This window comes from Cryobacterium sp. M91, assembly GCF_002929615.1.
GTDB lineage: Bacteria > Actinomycetota > Actinomycetes > Actinomycetales > Microbacteriaceae > Cryobacterium > Cryobacterium levicorallinum.
Genome location: NZ_PJJT01000073.1, coordinates 47,617 through 65,131, shown reverse-complemented (window position 1 = coordinate 65,131; position 17,515 = coordinate 47,617). Strand labels below are relative to the sequence as shown.

Annotated in this window: 16 protein-coding genes; 3 read left to right on the top strand and 13 right to left on the bottom strand. The window is 64.8% G+C overall.

Annotated features, from left to right (window positions below):
• Nucleotides 1-137 precede the first annotated feature (137 nt).
• Complete coding sequence (locus CXY80_RS04220; protein WP_104131723.1) at nucleotides 138-800, bottom strand: histidine phosphatase family protein; 663 nt, start codon at nucleotides 798-800, stop codon at nucleotides 138-140.
• 116 nt (nucleotides 801-916) lie between these two features.
• Between CXY80_RS04220 and CXY80_RS04215 the strand changes: the two genes are divergently transcribed.
• Nucleotides 917-1,243, top strand: coding sequence for an antibiotic biosynthesis monooxygenase (locus CXY80_RS04215; RefSeq protein WP_104131722.1), 327 nt, complete (start codon nucleotides 917-919; stop codon nucleotides 1,241-1,243).
• A gap of 48 nt (nucleotides 1,244-1,291) precedes the next feature.
• On the opposite strand, the gene CXY80_RS04210 is transcribed toward CXY80_RS04215, so the two are convergent.
• The 4 genes from CXY80_RS04210 to CXY80_RS04195 form a co-directional block, all read right to left on the bottom strand.
• Entirely contained in the window at nucleotides 1,292-1,585 is a 294-nt protein-coding gene (locus tag CXY80_RS04210; RefSeq protein WP_104131721.1) for a putative quinol monooxygenase, read from the bottom strand.
• Nucleotides 1,586-1,615: 30 nt separating this feature from the next.
• A complete protein-coding gene (locus CXY80_RS04205) occupies nucleotides 1,616-2,071 on the bottom strand; it encodes a hypothetical protein (protein ID WP_104131720.1) in 456 nt (151 codons plus the stop codon).
• Nucleotides 2,068-2,712, bottom strand: coding sequence for a DUF6545 domain-containing protein (locus CXY80_RS04200; protein ID WP_146070676.1), 645 nt, complete (start codon nucleotides 2,710-2,712; stop codon nucleotides 2,068-2,070). The genes CXY80_RS04205 and CXY80_RS04200 overlap by 4 nt, the downstream gene beginning before the upstream one ends.
• A gap of 362 nt (nucleotides 2,713-3,074) precedes the next feature.
• Nucleotides 3,075-3,569, bottom strand: a complete 495-nt coding sequence (locus CXY80_RS04195) for a hypothetical protein (protein WP_146070675.1) — start codon at nucleotides 3,567-3,569, stop codon at nucleotides 3,075-3,077.
• Between the two features lie 327 nt (nucleotides 3,570-3,896).
• Here CXY80_RS04195 and metH point away from each other — a divergent pair, with 327 nt between their 5' ends.
• Nucleotides 3,897-7,514, top strand: coding sequence for a methionine synthase (metH, locus tag CXY80_RS04190; RefSeq protein WP_104131717.1), 3,618 nt, complete (start codon nucleotides 3,897-3,899; stop codon nucleotides 7,512-7,514).
• Between the two features lie 309 nt (nucleotides 7,515-7,823).
• Here metH and CXY80_RS04185 read toward each other — a convergent pair whose 3' ends face one another.
• The 7 genes from CXY80_RS04185 to CXY80_RS04155 form a co-directional block, all read right to left on the bottom strand.
• The gene (locus CXY80_RS04185; RefSeq protein WP_146070674.1) at nucleotides 7,824-8,738 is read right to left on the bottom strand and encodes an ECF transporter S component; all 915 of its coding nucleotides are present in this window, start codon (nucleotides 8,736-8,738) and stop codon (nucleotides 7,824-7,826) included.
• On the bottom strand, nucleotides 8,735-10,708 hold the full coding sequence (locus CXY80_RS04180) for an ATP-binding cassette domain-containing protein (protein ID WP_104131716.1): 1,974 nt from the start codon (nucleotides 10,706-10,708) through the stop codon (nucleotides 8,735-8,737). Before CXY80_RS04180 ends, CXY80_RS04185 begins: the two co-directional genes overlap by 4 nt.
• Nucleotides 10,708-11,295, bottom strand: coding sequence for a hypothetical protein (locus tag CXY80_RS04175; RefSeq protein ID WP_092452195.1), 588 nt, complete (start codon nucleotides 11,293-11,295; stop codon nucleotides 10,708-10,710). Before CXY80_RS04175 ends, CXY80_RS04180 begins: the two co-directional genes overlap by 1 nt.
• A 20-nt stretch (nucleotides 11,296-11,315) precedes the next feature.
• Nucleotides 11,316-12,758 (bottom strand): O-acetylhomoserine aminocarboxypropyltransferase/cysteine synthase family protein, encoded by a 1,443-nt coding sequence (locus CXY80_RS04170; RefSeq protein WP_233194957.1) that lies wholly within the window; start codon nucleotides 12,756-12,758, stop codon nucleotides 11,316-11,318.
• Nucleotides 12,758-13,930, bottom strand: a complete 1,173-nt coding sequence (locus CXY80_RS04165) for a MalY/PatB family protein (protein WP_092452234.1) — start codon at nucleotides 13,928-13,930, stop codon at nucleotides 12,758-12,760. Before CXY80_RS04165 ends, CXY80_RS04170 begins: the two co-directional genes overlap by 1 nt.
• Before the next feature lie 338 nt (nucleotides 13,931-14,268).
• Entirely contained in the window at nucleotides 14,269-14,526 is a 258-nt protein-coding gene (locus CXY80_RS20030) for a hypothetical protein (RefSeq protein WP_233194954.1), read from the bottom strand.
• 184 nt (nucleotides 14,527-14,710) lie between these two features.
• Nucleotides 14,711-15,130, bottom strand: a complete 420-nt coding sequence (locus tag CXY80_RS04155) for a prevent-host-death protein (protein WP_104131715.1) — start codon at nucleotides 15,128-15,130, stop codon at nucleotides 14,711-14,713.
• Nucleotides 15,131-15,723: 593 nt separating this feature from the next.
• Between CXY80_RS04155 and CXY80_RS04150 the strand changes: the two genes are divergently transcribed.
• The gene (locus CXY80_RS04150) at nucleotides 15,724-16,461 is read left to right on the top strand and encodes a hypothetical protein (RefSeq protein ID WP_146070673.1); all 738 of its coding nucleotides are present in this window, start codon (nucleotides 15,724-15,726) and stop codon (nucleotides 16,459-16,461) included.
• A 69-nt stretch (nucleotides 16,462-16,530) separates the two neighbouring features.
• On the opposite strand, the gene CXY80_RS04145 is transcribed toward CXY80_RS04150, so the two are convergent.
• Entirely contained in the window at nucleotides 16,531-17,379 is an 849-nt protein-coding gene (locus tag CXY80_RS04145; protein WP_092452181.1) for an alpha/beta fold hydrolase, read from the bottom strand.
• Nucleotides 17,380-17,515: the final 136 nt, after the last annotated feature.

The window sequence follows — 17,515 nt, the reverse complement described above, 5'->3', positions numbered from 1 at the left end:
CCTCAACCTCGAAACCCCCGCCTACCGCCTCAACCAGCTACTTCTCGAAGCAAAAACCCCCGCGTTGCCCTGACCACTTGACTTTGCCCGTTGAAATCAGGTCGAGACTCACGGGTCGGCAAACGGATGCCGCCAAATCACACCTCGGCGAGCGGTTCGCCCAGTGGGTCGGCCGCGCCGAGGTCGGCCAGCGCCATGCCGCCGACCGGGAGGCCGGCCCAAGACAGCAGGGTCCAACCGTCCTCTGGCGAGCCGGTGAGCTCGACCACACCGGTGTTATCGAGCTCGTTCTCACTGGCGAAAGTGGGCGGCACGTTCTGGGCACGCGCGGCCGTCCACACCCGAATCGCCGCGCCGTGGCTGAACACCGCCGCCACTTCCGAGCGCCCCGCCGCCGCAGCAATGTCTACGTCGAACCGACGCAGGAAATCGTGGCCGTCGTGAGCACCCGGCATCCGCTTATCAAGATCGCCGGAACCCCAGGCCACCGCGGTCTCTAAATAGGCACGAACGGATGCCCGATCACGCAGACCCTCCAGCGACCCGGCTTCGATCTCGTGCAAACCCCCGGCGACCTGCAGCTCTAGACCGCGGTCGACGGCGAGCGGATGCGCCGTTAGCTGGGTGCGCTGGAGCGTTGATACGAAGATGGCGTCGATCGGGTCGGAGCGCAGGGCATCGGGAATCGCAGCGGCCTGGCGCAGACCGAGATTGGTCAGGCCCGGACCGGGATGCGCGGTGTCGAGCCGCCCGAGAACGTTGCCGGGAGTCTGGCCGTGACGGATCAAAAGAAGTCGCATGGTCCCTCCAGCATAAGCATCGAGCCTGAATGGCGAGCGGTTCGCGGCGCGGGCACGCAGCCGACAGTGGCAGCATGGGACACACACCCACGACCGGTCAAACAGGAAGCAGCCCCATGACGATCATCAAAATCAACGCCATCACCGTGCCGAGCGATGGCGGCGACGAGCTCGCCCAGCGCTTCGTCGCCCGCGCCGGTGCCGTCGACGACCGCCCCGGTTTTGAGGGCTTCGAACTGCTCAAGCCGACCGACGACCGCCTGACCTGGCTCGTCGTGACCCGCTGGGCCGATGAGGAATCCTTTCAGGCCTGGCTCACCTCGCCGTCCTTCGCGCACGGGCACCGCAGCGAGACGCCGAAAGACGGCGAGCCGGCCGCGCGCCCGGTCGGTGTGAGCAGTGAGCTGTGGTCCTACGCCATCGCCGGTGGAACCGGGCGCTGACGATGTCTGGCGGCACGGCAGAAGCGGTCGCGCACCTCGGATAGTGCCTTAGATATCCCTGGCGATTTCGAACTTGGTCAGCAGGGGCGGGCCGGCCAGGACTGCTCCGAGGGGTGATTTTCCTGGCCCGGCTCGAAAGGTGCGGTAGGCGGCGTCGTGCTCCAGTGACGCCCACTTCTCCACGAGTACGAAGTGGGTGGGGTCTTCGGTATCGACGAGGACATCCACGCCAAGACATCCATTGAAGGCTCTGGTAACGATGAGAGTCTCGTGCAGGATGTCAGGAGCGTCAGCGAGAGACTCGGTTTTCACATGGATGTCGAGAAAAGCAGTGATGGGCACGGAAACTCCTTGCGGTTGAGGATGGGACCACTATGCGTGATCTATTGAATCCGGAGGTGGAACGGGAGTGTCGCTTTCGAGCAGCTCGGTGATCGACCGGAGGGTTTCGGGGGAGACATCGCCGAGCATCCGGGCAGCGAAGCTCACCACGCGCGCAACGCGCAGGCTCTTCACGAAGGCGAGTTGCGCGTCGACCCGTTCGGGCAGGTCGCCATCGGAGCCGAGCATGTACTCCGGAGGGATGCGGAAGAACTCGGCGATTCCGGTGAGCAATGCCGGATCGGTGACGAGCGGTCCTTCGCCGGTGATCATGTACGCCCAGCGAGCTCGCGACAGGGTCAGGCCGCGTTCCTTGAGCCCCGCTTCGATCTGGCGATAGGTGTACGGAGTATTTCCTTCAGCGACGACGACGTCAAGCAGTAAGTTGAGTTTGCGCGCCAATTCCACCTGGGGGCTCACCTCGTCGGCGCCCCGCGCGACGGTCATCTGGTCACCCCGGCCAGAGCGGTGGTTCGGGCCTGCGTGCGCGCTTCGGCCAGGTCGATCACGGCCAGGTCGGCGGGGGACAGGGCCTGCCCGGGGCGCAATAGCAGACTGTCACGAATTTCGACGTGCCGCCGATAGAGGTGCACTCCGGGACTGCGCACGGTGAGTAGCTGAAGCGGTGACAGCTCTCGTTCGATACTGAGTTCGGGAGTGTCGGCCAGGAGGCGTTGCCACAGCGGCGTGATCTTCCAGAGCAGCACGCGGTCGCGGTAATTCTTTCGGGCGGCGGCCAGCCCGTCAGCGGATGGAGTGAGTCCCAAGCCGACCCCGAGACTGATCGGGGCGACGAGTAAGACCAGTCTCTGCACAGATTCACGCCACTCCGGCAAGACAAAGTTCGGATCGAGAGCTGTCTGTGAAGCACCGATGAGGCTGTTCACGGCATAGGTCAGAATGCACAGGCATCCGAGGATCATCAAGCTGAGGGCCGACCTGGTTACGGGTCTGGACTGGGTGCGCAAGTCAGTCAGACAGGCATAGGAAACCGAGACTGAGAAGAGTGCGATGGTGGCCCAGGTCGTCGACGCGTAAGCGGTGTAGTCCCACCGGGCGATATACGACTGGGAGATGTTCTGCGTCAAGCGCCACTCGCTTGAGAAAAACAAGGTGGCTTGCAGTGAAATAATTATGCCCCCGACGAGTGCGGTGATCCTTCGTCGACTGCGCGTGATAGCAGAGCCGCTGACCGCCTCCTGGACCATCAGGTCGGCCAGCCCTACAGTGGCGATCGCCACAGCATGGAACAGAAAGTAGGTTGTATTTACGCCGCCCAGGATTGAATCTACAGCGTAGTACACGGGTTTTGGCTGCAAGCTCATGGTTAGGGCAAATGAAGACAAGAACCACAAAAGCGAGCGGCGACGCCCTCTGATGGCTGAAGGCAGGCAGAGGATCGCAGCTGTCCAGAGGATTCCGGACGCGGTAATGAGGATGGTCGCTTGCACTAGAGAACTCGTCCGAATCCGGTGGGGGTGCCCTGGACAGCTTCGGGTGCGTCCTGCAGCATGATGAGGGCCAATCGATCTCCGATGGCTTCGGCCAGGGCCTCCTGCTCATCGGTGAACTGGCTCCGCGACAGGGCGTAGGCGATCGCGTCGATCGGAATCAGGGGTGCCAGCAGCGCAATTCGTTCCGCAGGAATGAGTTCTTTCTCGTGATCGAGAATCATGTGACCGAACTCGTGGTTGAGGAATTGCTGGCGGTGCACCGGGGAGGTGGTTGGTGCCAAATGGATTCGATCAAAGTTCTCACCGGCCACGGCGATCCACAGCCCGCAGAGCCCCGACTCCAGCATGCGGGGGGTCGCGCTCTGCACCACGATCTTTTTTCCACGCACCGATTCCATGTGCCGGTGCAGCAATTCAGCCGTCAGTGGGCGGGGCAGACCGAGGTCGGACACCATCGTGTGTGCCCGTTTCTGCCGTGCTTCGTAGCTCATACGATGCCCCCTGTTAGCCCATTAGCCTACCCCGCAGCGGGATCGGCCACCGCAAGTATGCACCGGCGCCCATATTGGGCTATGATAGACATGTCTAACGTGGGTTCTCGGGGGAGGATCGGCCAGGGCATCGCTCGATAATGGTGGCAACGCGGGGGCTCCAGTACCGGTTCTGCACACGGTACGACCACCATTCATCGAGCGGCCCCTGGCTCCACGTGGACATTGAGTCCTAAAATCGGGCAGACTCATCGGGCCGGGGCCCGCACACTAAGATTCGTTACGCCTCCTCGTCGGAGTGCCGATGCCCGCCGTTAAGCTGAGCCAATGAGCACTGAGCGAACGACTGCCGCCGAAATACTTGTCGAAGCGGCGCGCCCGGCTCGATCCCAGGCCCTGTTGGATGCCGTGACGAACTCCGTGGTGATCGCGGACGGCGCGATGGGCACCATGCTGCAGGAGCACAATCCCACTCTCGAGGACTACCAGCAGTTGGAGGGCTGCAACGAGATCCTCAACGTGAGCCGCCCCGATATCATCGCGGCCATCCACGACGTCTACCTCGCGACCGGCATCGACGCCATCGAGACCAACACCTTCGGCGCGAACTGGTCCAACCTCTCCGACTACGGCATTGAGGACCGCATTGAAGAGCTCGCCAGGCTCGGCGCGGAGATCGCCCGCACCAGCGCCGAAAATTTCGAAGCCCGCGACGGCCGGGTGCGCTGGGTGCTCGGCTCGATGGGCCCCGGCACCAAACTGCCCAGCCTCGGCCACACCACCTACGCCAACCTCAAGGCCACCTTCGCCGAGCAGGCGCTCGGGTTGATCCGCGGTGGCGCCGACGCGTTTTTGATCGAAACCTCGCAGGATCTGCTGCAGACCAAGAGCGCGGTGAACGGATGCAAGCAGGCCATTACCGAGACCGGCATCCGCTTGCCGATTTTCGTCGAGGTGACGGTGGAGACCACCGGAACCATGCTGATGGGCAGCGAGATCGGCGCAGCCCTGACGGCGCTCGAACCCCTCGGCATCGACGCGATCGGCCTGAACTGCGCCACCGGACCGACCGAGATGAGCGAGCACCTGCGCCACCTTTCCAAATTCTCCCGCGTTCCCGTCATCTGTATGCCGAACGCCGGCCTGCCGCAGCTGACCAAGACCGGCGCGAGCTACCCGCTCACCCCTGACCAGCTCGCCACGGCACACGAACAATTCGTGAAGGAATTCGGGCTGGGGCTGGTGGGCGGATGCTGCGGTACGACTCCCGCACACATGACCGCCGTGGTCGAACGGTTGCGTGGTGTCACCGTTAAACCGCGAACGCTCGAAGCGGATGCCGGCGTCGCAAGCTTGTACCAGCACGTGAGCTTCGACCAGGACAGCGCCTTCCTCGCCATCGGCGAGCGCACTAACGCCAACGGCTCGCGCGCGTTCCGCGATGCAATGCTCGCCGAGAACTGGGACGACTGCGTCGACATCGCCCGCAGCCAGGTGCGGGACGGCGCCCACCTGCTCGACGTGTGCATCGACTACGTCGGCCGCGACGGCGTCGCCGACATGAAACAGGTCGTCTCCCGGCTGGCCAGCGCCTCGACCCTGCCGCTCGTGGTGGACTCGACCGAACCGGCCGTGCTGCAGGCCGGCATGGAACTCATCGGCGGCCGCCCGGTGGTGAACTCGGTCAACTTCGAAGACGGCGAGGGGCCGACCTCCCGGTTCGGCCGCATCATGCCGCTCGTGAAGGAGCACGGCGCCGCCGTGATCGCCCTCACCATCGATGAAGAAGGGCAGGCCCGCACCGCCGAACACAAGGTGCGCATCGCCACCCGGCTGGTCGAGACCCTCGTGAACGTGTGGGGTATGCGGGTCGAGGACATCATCGTCGACGCCCTCACCTTTCCGATCGCGACCGGCCAGGAGGAAACCCGCCGCGACGGCATCGAAACTATCGAGGCGATCCGCCAGATCAAGGCGAAATACCCCGGCATCCACACGACGCTCGGCGTGTCGAACGTGTCGTTCGGACTCAACCCGGCCGCCCGGTCGGTGCTCAACTCGGTGTTTTTGCACGAAGCCACCGAGGCCGGCCTCGACTCCGCCATCGTCAACTCCGCCAAGATCGTGCCGCTCGCCTCGGTGCCCGATGACCGCCGAAAGGTGGCCATGGACCTGGTCTGGGACCGCCGCGAATACGACGCCGAAGGCACCCTCACCTATGACCCTCTGGTGGCCCTGCTCGACCTGTTCGCCGGCGTCGACTCCGCCGCATTGAAGGACGAACGTGCCGCCGAACTGGCGGCCCTGCCGGTGGGCGAACGGCTGGAGCGCCGCATTATCGACGGCGAGGCCAAGGGCCTTGAAGCCGACCTCGACCTTGCCCGGGCGGGGGGGCTGAGCGCTCTCGACATCGTCAACGTGCACCTGCTCGTGGGCATGCAGGTCGTCGGCGCCCGCTTCGGCAGCGGCGAAATGCAACTGCCGTTCGTACTGCAATCCGCCGAGGTCATGAAAGCCGCCGTCGCACTGCTCGAGCCGCATATGGAGAAATCCGAAGCCGCCGGCAAGGGCACGATCGTGCTCGGCACCGTGCGCGGCGACGTGCACGACATCGGCAAGAACCTCGTCGACATCATCCTCACTAACAACGGCTACGACGTGATCAACATCGGCATCAAACAGCCGATTGCTGAGTTCATTCGGGTGGCTGAAGAACACAACGCCGACGTGATTGGCATGAGCGGGCTGCTCGTGAAATCCACGGTGGTGATGAAAGAGAACCTGCTCGAACTCGAATCGCGCGGCCTCGCTGACAAGTGGCCGATCCTGCTCGGTGGCGCCGCACTCACCCGCTCCTACGTGGAGGACGACCTTGACAGCGTCTTCGCCGGGCAGGTGCGCTACGCCCGCGACGCGTTTGAGGGCCTCGCCCTGATGGAACCCCTCGTGGCCATCGCCCGCGGTGCCGACCCCAAATCGGTCGGCCTGCCGCCGCTCAAGAAACGCATCCACAAGAAGAGTCTGCTCACCTTGACCGAACCCGAGGAGATGCCCGCTCGGTCCGAGGTCGCGAGCGACAACCCGATCCCGGTGCCGCCGTTCTGGGGCACCCGCATCGTCAAGGGCGTGGCCCTAGCCGACTTTTCGGCCTTCCTCGACGAACGCGCCACGTTCATGGGGCAGTGGGGGCTCAAGCCCAGCCGGGCCGAAGATGGCGCGAGCTACCAGGAACTGGTCGATACCGTCGGTCGGCCGCGCCTGCGTTACTGGCTCGACCGCATCCTGGGCGAGGGCATGCTCGATGCCTCCGTCGCCTACGGCTACTTTCCGGTGGTTGCCGACGGCGACGACCTGGTCGTGCTGCACCACGGCGACGACCCGACCGGCCTGGTCGGCCAGGCTGGACTGCTCGCGCCCGACGGCGGTTCCGACGGCTTGCTCGGCACCGACCGCCTGCGCTTCAACTTTCCCCGGCAGCGCCGTGACAAACACCTGTGCCTGGCCGACTTCGTGCGCGGTCGCGCGTCTGGCCAAACGGATGTCGTCGCCCTCCAGCTGGTCACCGCCGGCGCGAACGTGGACTCAGTGACGGCCCAAATGTTCGCCGCGAACCAGTACCGCGATTACATGGAACTCAACGGGCTTACCATGCAGCTGACCGAGGCGCTGGCCGAATACTGGCACTCGCGCATCCGCTCGGAATTCGGTGTAGGCGGCGAAGATCCCACCGATATCGCCGGCATGTTCAAGCTCGAGTATCGCGGTGCCCGGTTCTCGCTCGGCTACCCGGCCTGCCCCGAGATGGAGGATCGCCGCAAGGTGGTCGAGCTGCTTAGACCCGAGCGGATGGGCGTGGTCTTGTCGGAGGAGCTGCAGCTGCACCCCGAGCAGTCGACCGACGCGTTCGTGTTCCACCACCCGGAGGCGAAGTACTTCTCGGTATAGTGCCTCGAGCCGCACGGGAGGTGCGGCGGTGAGCGGGTGCTCGGGGCAGCGGTCGTGGTACGGCCGGACTGAGTTGAGCGGGACCTGCGCCGAAGCGCGGGAGCTACGCCATTGCGCGGGTGTTCGCTGCAGAGCCTCGTCGGCTGCGGGGCCGAGACGCGCGGGAGTTACGCCGATGCGCGGGAGATCCGGCCGTGGGGTGGCTTCGGGGGCTCGCGCCACGCGGGAGCTGCGCCAGTGCGCGGGACTTGTAGCCTGGCCAGAACTCCCGCGCAGCGCGAAACGGATGCCTTCGAGCCAGAGAACGAGTCAGCGGGGGCCCAGGCGCGCGCGGCGCAGGGCAGCGAGAACGGCCGGGCCCACCAGGGAGATGCCGACCACAGTGGTGATGGCCCGCACGGTGTCCCAGGTGAGGGTTGACGTGACCAGGGAGTACAACGCGAACGAGGCGAGGTTCTGCCCGGCGTCGGCCCCGGCCGTGTAGGAGATGCCGGTACCGCTACCGACGGCGAACGGCCAGAACCAGAGGTTCATCATGAGGCCGAACAGGTACGACGAGACGACGCCGTAGACGGCCAGCAGCACGATTTCGAGGCTCCCACGCCAGCGCGTCCCTGTCGTGAGCCGCGATTGCGCGTTCAGCCTGGGGAGGTGCCAGCGCTGCGCGGGCTCGCCATACGCGGGTTGGCTTGGCGCTTGTGCGGTCGACGCCGGTTGGGTCCTGGGTGCGGTCGGGGTCGCTTTCGGCCAGTGCGGCAGCAGCCCTGCGCAGGCGCCGACCCAGCCGCAGGCGAACATCTGGAACGGGGTCCAGGGCCCGAAGCCGCCCCAGAGCAGGGAGGACACCGCGATGGTGAGCAGTCCGAGCAGAAAACCGAACCGCGCGCCGTAGACCCGTCCGGCCAGAATCAGCAGCACGAACACCGCCTCAACCCCGCCCATGCCGGCACCGGCGATTCGCACCGCGGCACCGACCGCGGCGAGCACACCGAGCAGCGCCACTGTTTTCGCCGTGTACATTTCCCGGTCGAGGGTGAGCGTGAGGGCCACGATGAGCGCCGGAATGAGCGCGAACGCCACGATCGGCACGGCGACCTGCGCGTCGGCCGGCACCGCCGCGACGAAGAACGGCCAGGCGAAGGCTGCGGCGGCGAGAACGCTGCCGCTGCCCAGAATCCACGACGTCCAGCGGATGCGCCGGCACGCGCTCACAATGACCGTCACGAGTGCACCTCGATAGGGACTTCGAGCCGGCCGGCTTCCATGCGCAGGATTCGGGTGGCGAGACCCCGCGCGAAGTCGTCGTCGTGGGTCGCGAAAATAACCGCAGCGCTGTGGCTCGCGGCCTTGAGCAAAGCGTCGCTCACCAGGGCACGCGACGTGAGGTCGAGGCCGCGAGTGGGTTCGTCGATGAGCAGCAGGGCGGGCCGGGCCGCGAGTTGAATGGCCATCACGAGGCAGAGGCGTTCGCCGGAAGAGAGGTCGCGTGGGTGGCGCTGCAGCAGGTGCGCGGCATCCGCGACGCCATCGAAACCCAGCAGCTGCGCAAATGTCTGTGCCGTATCGGCGCCAGCCAGAGTGCGGTTAGCCCGCCGACACTCCTCGGCCACGGTGATCGCAAACAATAGGTCATCGAAGTTCTCGGGCACCAGCGCCACGGCCTGCCGACGGGTTCGCCGCTTGAGGGAGTGCACGTCATGGCCGGCAACGGTGACGGTGTCGGCAGCCGTCGGCAACGCCATCGCCCGCAACAGGCTACTTTTACCGGCGCCGTTGCTACCCCGAAGCGCGATCAGCGCGCCGGCCTGCACCTTGAAGGACACGTCGTCGACGACCAGACTCGTTCGGTGTCGAACGCTCAGCCGGCGGATGCTTGCCAACAGCACAGCAGGCACGGTTCCGAAATCTCGCGACGCGACCGGCGTCGGCGTAAGAGTCTCGGCGGTCGACAGCGCCTGCATCTCACCGGCGGAGACCTCGTGCAGCTGGCTGCCTCGAATCTGGAGCCAGGCATCCGCTATCGAAGCGAACTCCTTCGTGTTGTGTTCGGCGATGACGACGCAGACGTCGGCCTCGTGGGCGAGCTGGCCAAGCACGGTGCAGACCCGATCTCGGGCGGCTCTATCGAGGTCGGCAAGCGGCTCGTCGACGAGCAACAGGATGGGGTGATTCACGATGGCCGCCGCGATTGCGACGAGGCTGGCCTCGCCCGCTGAGAGCCGCTCGATCGGTCGGTCGACCAAGTGTTCGATTTTCAGCCGAGCGGCGACCTGGAGAATGCGGGCGTGCACGATGGACGGGGTGACGTTGCGCACAGCCAGGGCGAAGCCGATCTCGTCGTGCACGGTTTCCGCCGTGAAGCCGAGCCGAACGTTTTGCGCTATGAGTCCGACGAAACCGGCCGTGTCACGCGGGGGAGTCGAGGCCCGATCGGCACCGCCAATGTTGACGGTGCCGGTCTGAACGCCGTCGTAGAAGTGCTGGAACAGCCCGCTCATGCTGTGCAGCAGGCTGGTTTTGCCTGACCCGGTCGCGCCGACGATAACGGTGAGAGTGCCGGGCTTGAGGGTAGCGTTGAGCTCGTCGAGGTGCCAGCCCGTCTTGTCAGGCGCAGCACCGAAGTTCAATCTGACATCCCGGAGCACCACCGGTTCCTCGCACACGCCGGTTACGACGCGGGTCGCCGCGAATCCGCGGGTTTCCATCGACGCGGCCAGCGCGAGCGCGCGCTCGATTGTCTGCTCGAAGATGGGCACGAGCAGCGACGCGATCGATCGTTCTCCGCGCAGGGAGCGGGCAACCCGCACGTGGCGCACGGATTCCAGCAGTGCCGGAAAGGTCGCCCAGGCGATGACGAGCGAACGAGAGATGGCGCGCAGCGGGCCGCGACCGGCACCGCGCGCAAACAGGGATTGCACATTGATGACCGCGTTCAGCAGGCCGAAGAACACGATGATGGCGGCAACCGGCAGTGCGCTGAGCGCGGCATTGCCGAGACCGACCAAGGTGATCGGGCCCAACAGCGTGATGTGGCTGAACGGCCCGTCGAGTCGGAGCCGGGGAAGCTCCAGGAGCACCGGGCCGGTGCCAGCGCCTGCGCCGCCGAAGACCACGCGGTAGACGACCCGCAGCAGCACGAAGCCCACCGCGAGCACGATTGCCGCGAGAAGCGGGGCCAGGCGCAGGCGAAACACTAGCTGCCGGGCGTCGGCGTTTCAGTGCCGGTCGTGTAGACGAGTCCCACTGACTGGCCGGGTTCGACCTCGAGCGTGCCGATGCCCTCCTGGGCGTACTCCCATTCGGCGTCGGGAGTGGCCTTCACCCAGAGCGCCCAGTAGGCGTAAGCCGGTGGCATCGAGGCGCAGCTCTCGGTGAAGGATTCCTGGCCCTCGACCACGACGGTTTCGTCGGCGGCCGGGCGGTCGTTGACGCGGCAGACGATGGCGTCGCCGTATTCGACGCTGCCCTCGGTCGTGGTGCCCGTCGTTGCGAGGGTCTCGCTCGCAGGGATGGCCTTGGTCGCGTCGACGCACTCGGTGATCGTGGCGGCGTCAAGCAGACCGAAGTCCACGACGACGGCGACGCCGGCACAGTCGGCCGAGGAAGCTTCAGCGGTCGCGGCAGGTGAGGCCGACGAGCCGGAATCAGCGGGAGCGCATCCGCTCAGTGCAGCGAGCAGAACGAGCGCGCCCAATGCAACTGAGGTGCGGGCAGCCGTGCTGCGGAAGCCCGTGTTGCGGGAGAAAATGGGCGCAGAAAAAATTGTTGCGTTGAGGTTCATTGGTTCAGATTACCTAGCGTTTAGAGGATGCCGGCGACTCGGTCGAGCCCCCCGCGGAGATCGAGCAGAAGGTCGTCGAGCGCTTCGATTCCGACTGACAGGCGCAGCATTCCGGCGGTGATGCCGAGGCGGGCGTTGAGGTCGGGGGCAAAGGAGGCGTGGGTGGTGGTCAGCGGATGCAGCACCATCGAGCGGGTGTCGCCGATACCGGTCATGCGGCTGAACACCCGCAGGCCGTTCGTGAAGGCGCGGGCACCCTCGATGCCGCCCCTGACCGTGACGGCGAAGACCGAGCCGGTGCGCCCGTTGTAGTACTGCTGCGCAATGTCGTGCAGGGGGCTGCTCGGCAGGCCGGCGTAGTCGACGACCTCGACCTCCGGCTGCTCTTCGAGCCAGTGCGCGATGGCACGGGAGTTGTCGACGTGGCGTTCCATGCGCAGCGACAGGGTTTCGATGCCCTGGTGCAGCAGAAACCCGTTGAACGGGGAGAGCGCCGGGCCGACGTCGTTGACCACGGCCTCGCGCACATACTGGGCGAAGGCGGCCGGGCCGAACCGGTCGAGCAGCGACGGCAGGCCGGGACGTAGCGAGTCGGTGAGCAGCGGGTAGCGGCGGGAACTCGCCGCCCAGTCGAAGGTACCGCCATCGACGATCGCGCCGGACACACCGGCGCCGTGGCCGCTGAGAAACTTGGTGGTCGAGTGCACGACAATGTCGGCGCCGTGCTCGAACGGGCGAATCAGGTACGGCGTGGCCACGGTGTTGTCGACGACGAGGGGGATGCCGTGGCGGCGGGCGACGGCGGCAATGCGGGCGATATCCACGACGTCGTTGCGCGGGTTGGGGATCGTTTCGGTGAAAATCGCCTTGGTCTCCGGGCGAATGACCGCGTCCCAGGCTTCGTCGGAGTCGGTGTCCCAAACGTAGTCGACCTCGATGCCCATGCGGCGAAAGCTGCGACCGAGCAGAATGCGGGTACCGCCGTAAATGCTCGCGGTCGACACGATGTGTTCGCCCGCTTCCGCCAAGGCGAACAGGGCGGCGCTGATCGCGGCCTGCCCGCTCGACACGGCGACACAGGCGGTGCCGCCCTCGAGCGAGGCGAGGCGCTGCTCGGCGACCGCGTTGGTGGGGTTGCCCTGCCGGGAGTAAATGGGTTCGCGGGAGCCACCGTTGAACCGGGCGGCGCCGTCGTCGAAGGAGTCGAAGACGTAGCCGGCGCTCAGGGTGAGCGGCGGAATGCGTGCGCCGCAGTTTTCGTCGGCGTATTCGCCGACGTGCACCTGGCGGGTGTCGAAGCTGAAGCCGTCCCAGTTGGTAATCGGGTCCACGACCTCACGAGCGTCAGAGTTCAGCGGTGACGACGTGAGTGAAGCGGATACTGGTGCTGGCGTAGCCATGGAACTTCCTGTTGCGTCGGTGTGGGTCGGGAGCGGGGCATCCGTTTGTGTAGAGGTGGTCATCAGGCCGCAGCCTCGGCCGACACTCGGGCGACGAGCGCCGCGATGCGGACGACGGCCTCGCGCAGAGTGTCGGGGGAGCAGGCCAGGTTGAGGCGGGCGAAGCCCTGACCGCCGAGGCCGAAGGACTCACCGCTGTTGAGGGCGACGCGGGCATCGTCGAGAATGCGCTGGTACGGATTGTCCCCGAGACCGACGTGGCGAAGATCCATCCAGGCAAGATAGCTGGCGCGCGGCCGGTGATAGATCACGGCGGGCAGGTGTTCGCGGAGTAGGGAATCCAGGAGAGCATCGTTGCTGACAATTTGGTCGATGGCAGTGTCGAGCCAGTCGGTACAACCGAACGCGGCGATATTCGCGTGCAGGCCGAGAATGCTGGTGCGACAGGCAACTTCCTCGGGCAGGCGGCCCAACAGCTCGTTGGTCGCATCATCGGCCGCGACCATGATGGCGCACTTGAGCCCGGCAATGTTCCAGCCCTTGCTCGCCGAGGTCACGGTCACCGCGCGCGCGCCGGCGGCCACGGCCAGCGGGGCGAACGGAGTGAAGATGGCGCCGGGGTAGGTGAGCGGGGCGTGGATCTCGTCGGAGATCACGAAGACGTCATAGTGGGCCGCGAGCCGTGCGAGCTCCTCGAGTGTGGCCCGCGCCCACACGATGCCGTGCGGGTTGTGCGGGTTGCACAGGAGGAAGGCATCGACGCCGGAAGCGAAACTGCGCTCCAGCGCCGCGAAGTCGAACAGCCAGGTGTCACCGTGCTCGATCAGGGGGGTCTCCACGACGTTACCGAGGGCCTCCTCCACCAGTTCGTAGAACGGCGGGTAGACCGGCGGGGTGATCGCGACGCGGCCGCCAACCGGCACGGCCAGGCGCAGGGCCTCGACGATGCCGACACTGACGTCCGTGGCGAGATGTACGTGGCTCGGGTCTACGTTCCAGCCCCAGCGGTTCAGGGCGAACGCGGCGAAGGCCGGAGCAAGCGGCCCAGGGCCGTCAAGGTAGCCGGTGTCGGAAGCCTGTACGCGCTCCACCAGGGTCGCGACGATCTCTGGTGCCAGGGGGTAATCCATCTCGGCAACGAACAAGGGAAGTACGTCGGCGGGAAACCGAGTCCACTTGATGCTGCTGCGCTCGCGCCGGATATGCTCCAGCGGTGCGGCCTTGATGACTGACATGACCACAGCATGTTCCTGCCGCCCCGAATTAGCGAACAGGTCCGTAAATATTCGACACATGAGAGCGGATGCCGCCGGTGTCCGCTCGCAGCGGCCAAGGGTGTTGTCACCCCTGATTAACGTCCGGGGTAGGCGATAGGAACCGACATGTCAAGCGCTCCGTAAGCCAACGGCTGACGGGACGTTTCTGTATGGCCAGACTGCGAGGATTCGCCGCGTCGGGATTGCGCGTCGGCTGACCTTCTGGTTCCCACCGACGGATGGACGGGTCGTAGTGGCCCTGTTCGCGGGCGAGAAGGCATCAACGGGAGACATGTTCTACGACGGTGTCGAATCACTCATGAACGGCTTTGGTAGCCGTAGCGCTGGGCCATCTTCTCGGCGAGCAGCTGCGCTGCTTCCACCGCGGTCAGTGCCAGGCTCTCGCTTTCGTCAACGCCGAGTTCGCGGAGCGCCCGAACGAGATACAGCGGTAATGGCTCCCTCTGGGTCACGGTTTCGGGTGCCCCGCGGTCCGGCAACTTCTTGTCACGAACACAGGCCCAGAACGCGTCAGCGTCAACGGTGAGTTGGGTTCGCAGGATGTGGGTCCACATCCCGGCAGAGTACGTCGACCGGTCGACGGGCCTGGAGATTCGTGTTCGGAGGATTTGCCCGTCCCAGAGCGCCAACTCATAGGTGCGGTGATGCCTGACAGGCTGTCCTGATGTGCCGCGTACGAGCTGCCACTTCTCCGCCACGCAGAAATCGTCGTGGTCCTCGCGGGTCGTGGCCGGGTGCTTACTCACCGCCGCGCTCAAGCCATTCGAGGAGCTGCTCGTCGGTTGAAAGTTTGATGAGCTGCACAAGTGCCCAGTTGTCGGCGTGATTCGGAGCACGCTCCAGCCGGTCGTCCCAGTCTTCGGCGTACTCACGAAGCGACAGGGCGAGGTCAGCGAGCGCGCCGTCAACATCCGTACCCTCTGACACGAAGGGGCGACCTTCCATCAACGCAATGGTGCGGTCATCTTCCCGAGTGACGCGAACGCGCGGCGATACAGTGCGAGAGAAGTATGTACGGAGCCGATCCACAGGCATGACCGCAGAGAGCTGACCATCGCGCTGCACGGTGACGGTTCGCCCGCGCGCGGTTGCATCGAACACCTCCTTGAGATGTGAGCGCACGTCTGTAAAGGTCCTGTAATCGGCGACAAGTGGCATTTCGACCTTTCTGCGCAGGTGAACCCGCGCGCACATGCGAGCGTACGTTGAGTACGTCATGTACATGTTATCTCGGTGTCACCTCCTCTGGCCACCTCGGCACTTGATGCACAGGGCCGACGCCGTCCGCTCGGCAGCACGACGGGCGCCCACGGTTCGAGTTAGGTCACCATCAACAATGACGAGCTCTGGCGGAACAGCGAGGCTTCTCAGGTGATCGGCTACCTGGACCAACCGATTAGGCGCTTCGAGGTCTTCCATCGCGGTGCGGATCTGACATGTGCGCAATGACCACCATCTGCCACCGCGTTTCACCATGCACTTCACATCGCGCGAGTTGATCGCCACTAGCTGAAAACGGGCATCGTGGTGGCCCGTAACTCTTTCGGGGGGAGCGGTTTGGATTCAAAAATCCGTAATATGAGGATTTGTCACTTCGCTATAACTTTGAAACGTCCTCGCGCTGATGGCTGGATTGCTTGGTTCCCGCGCGACCGCGCGGGTGAGAACCCTGAAACGACGGAGCACTCCATCTCAATGTTGAATCCTGATTTAGTTACCCGATCCGCACACCGCCACCAGATCGCCTTCCGGTGACTTTCAATCCCCCCTCTGAGTCGCGTTTTGCGGCGGCCAGCCGGTTTATGACGGCGCAGACCTGGTGGATTGCCAGCGAATTGGTTCGCCGGCATCCGCATCTACTCATGACGCGCGTCACAGCTGAAGACGACGGACCAGTAGTTCTACTCCACGACGAACAAGATGGCATGCGCATTCAGTTCGATTTGGAACGCGGCATCAGATTTGTGGTTTTGGGTGAGGCCGTCAACATGGAGTGGCGACGCATCGTGAACTCGGATAGTTCGCACGAGATCGTGAAGATGATCGAGTTCGCCACGGGTCTTCAGGCACCCCGAGTCACGCCGAATACCACGCATCGTGCCCTCGTATACAGGCTGATCAGTAGCTTCCTGACGTCGGTTGTGAACGACCCGAATGAGTGGAACGTCGTGCCAGCGACCAGGTCCACTGACGGCACCAACGATCAGAGCGCCGGGCAGTTTCTGCTCTTGTTTCCGTCAACGCGAGCGGCTGTCGCGGCTTACACCGCGCAGACCCATACCCAGGTGGTCAGATGTCAGCGACCACGGCCTGCGTGCTGGGAAAATTCCAGCCCTGACCACTCCAGCCTGCCGTTGACTGCCGCGTCACTTTCTGCGAGTAGACCTTTACATGCGAAGGGGCCAAGCTGCCCACCGACAGTTCTTGGAGGTCATTATCTCGTCGTGCGGGTTCTCGTCCACGTCTGGGGTGACCGGGTGAACAGGTAACGAAAAGCTTGCAGGCTCGCCGCGTACCGACAGGGTCCGGCATCGTGGGTGGGGGCCCGGTCGGGCGTGCTACTTGGCGAGGAACGCGAGTACGTGCCGGTTCCATTCGTCCTTGTGGGAAACGGTGAGACCGTGGGGGGCGTCTTCGATCAATACGAGTACGCTGCCGGAGATGGCCTCGTGCGTGCGCTTGCCGCTGACCTCGAACGGCACGATGATGTCAGAGTCGCCGTGAATCACCAGGGTCGGGATGGTAATTTTCGTCAGGTCATCGCGAAAGTCCGTCGTCGCGAAGGCGGTGGTGCAATCGAGCGTGCCCTTCGGTGAAGCCATCTGGGCGATATCGAGGTTGTACGCAATCTGTTCGGAACTGACCTTCGGCTTGTTGACCAAGGACGGTTTACCCGCCGTGAAGAACATCGTCAGGAACTCGTTCAGGAATGCCGGCCGGTCGCCGGTCAAACCGTCGTGGAACCACTGGGCCAGGTCGGCGTCGACACCGCCGTCAGGGTTGTCCTCAGATTTCCAGAGGTACGGCGGCACCGCGCTGGCGAAGACGAGTTTCGCGATGCGGTCGGTGCCGTAGGTACTGACGTAGCGGGCGAGCTCGCCGCCGCCCATCGAGAATCCGATGAGCGTAACATCCCGCAGGTCCAGGGTATCGAGAACGGTCTTCAGGTCGGCAGCGAACGTGTCGTAGTCGTACCCGTTCCAGGGCTGTGACGACTGGCCGAACCCGCGACGGTCGTAGGTAATCACCCGGTAGCCGGCGTCGACCAGGGCGGGGACCTGACCCTCCCAGGATCTGCCGCTGAGGGGCCAACCATGAATAAGTACGACGGGCTTTCCTGCACCGACGTCGTCGTAATGCAATTCAACGCTCGGATCGTTCTGACCGGTGACGGTGATGAAAGGCATGTTCGCTCCTTGCAATCGGGATGGTTCCTTGGAGGTAATCGGGATGGTTGTTTCGAGGTAACCGGTGTTCGCTGGGAGACGGCTGTAGGCGGCACCATCGGTCGGGCTCGTTTCCCCACATTCGACAGAACTGACT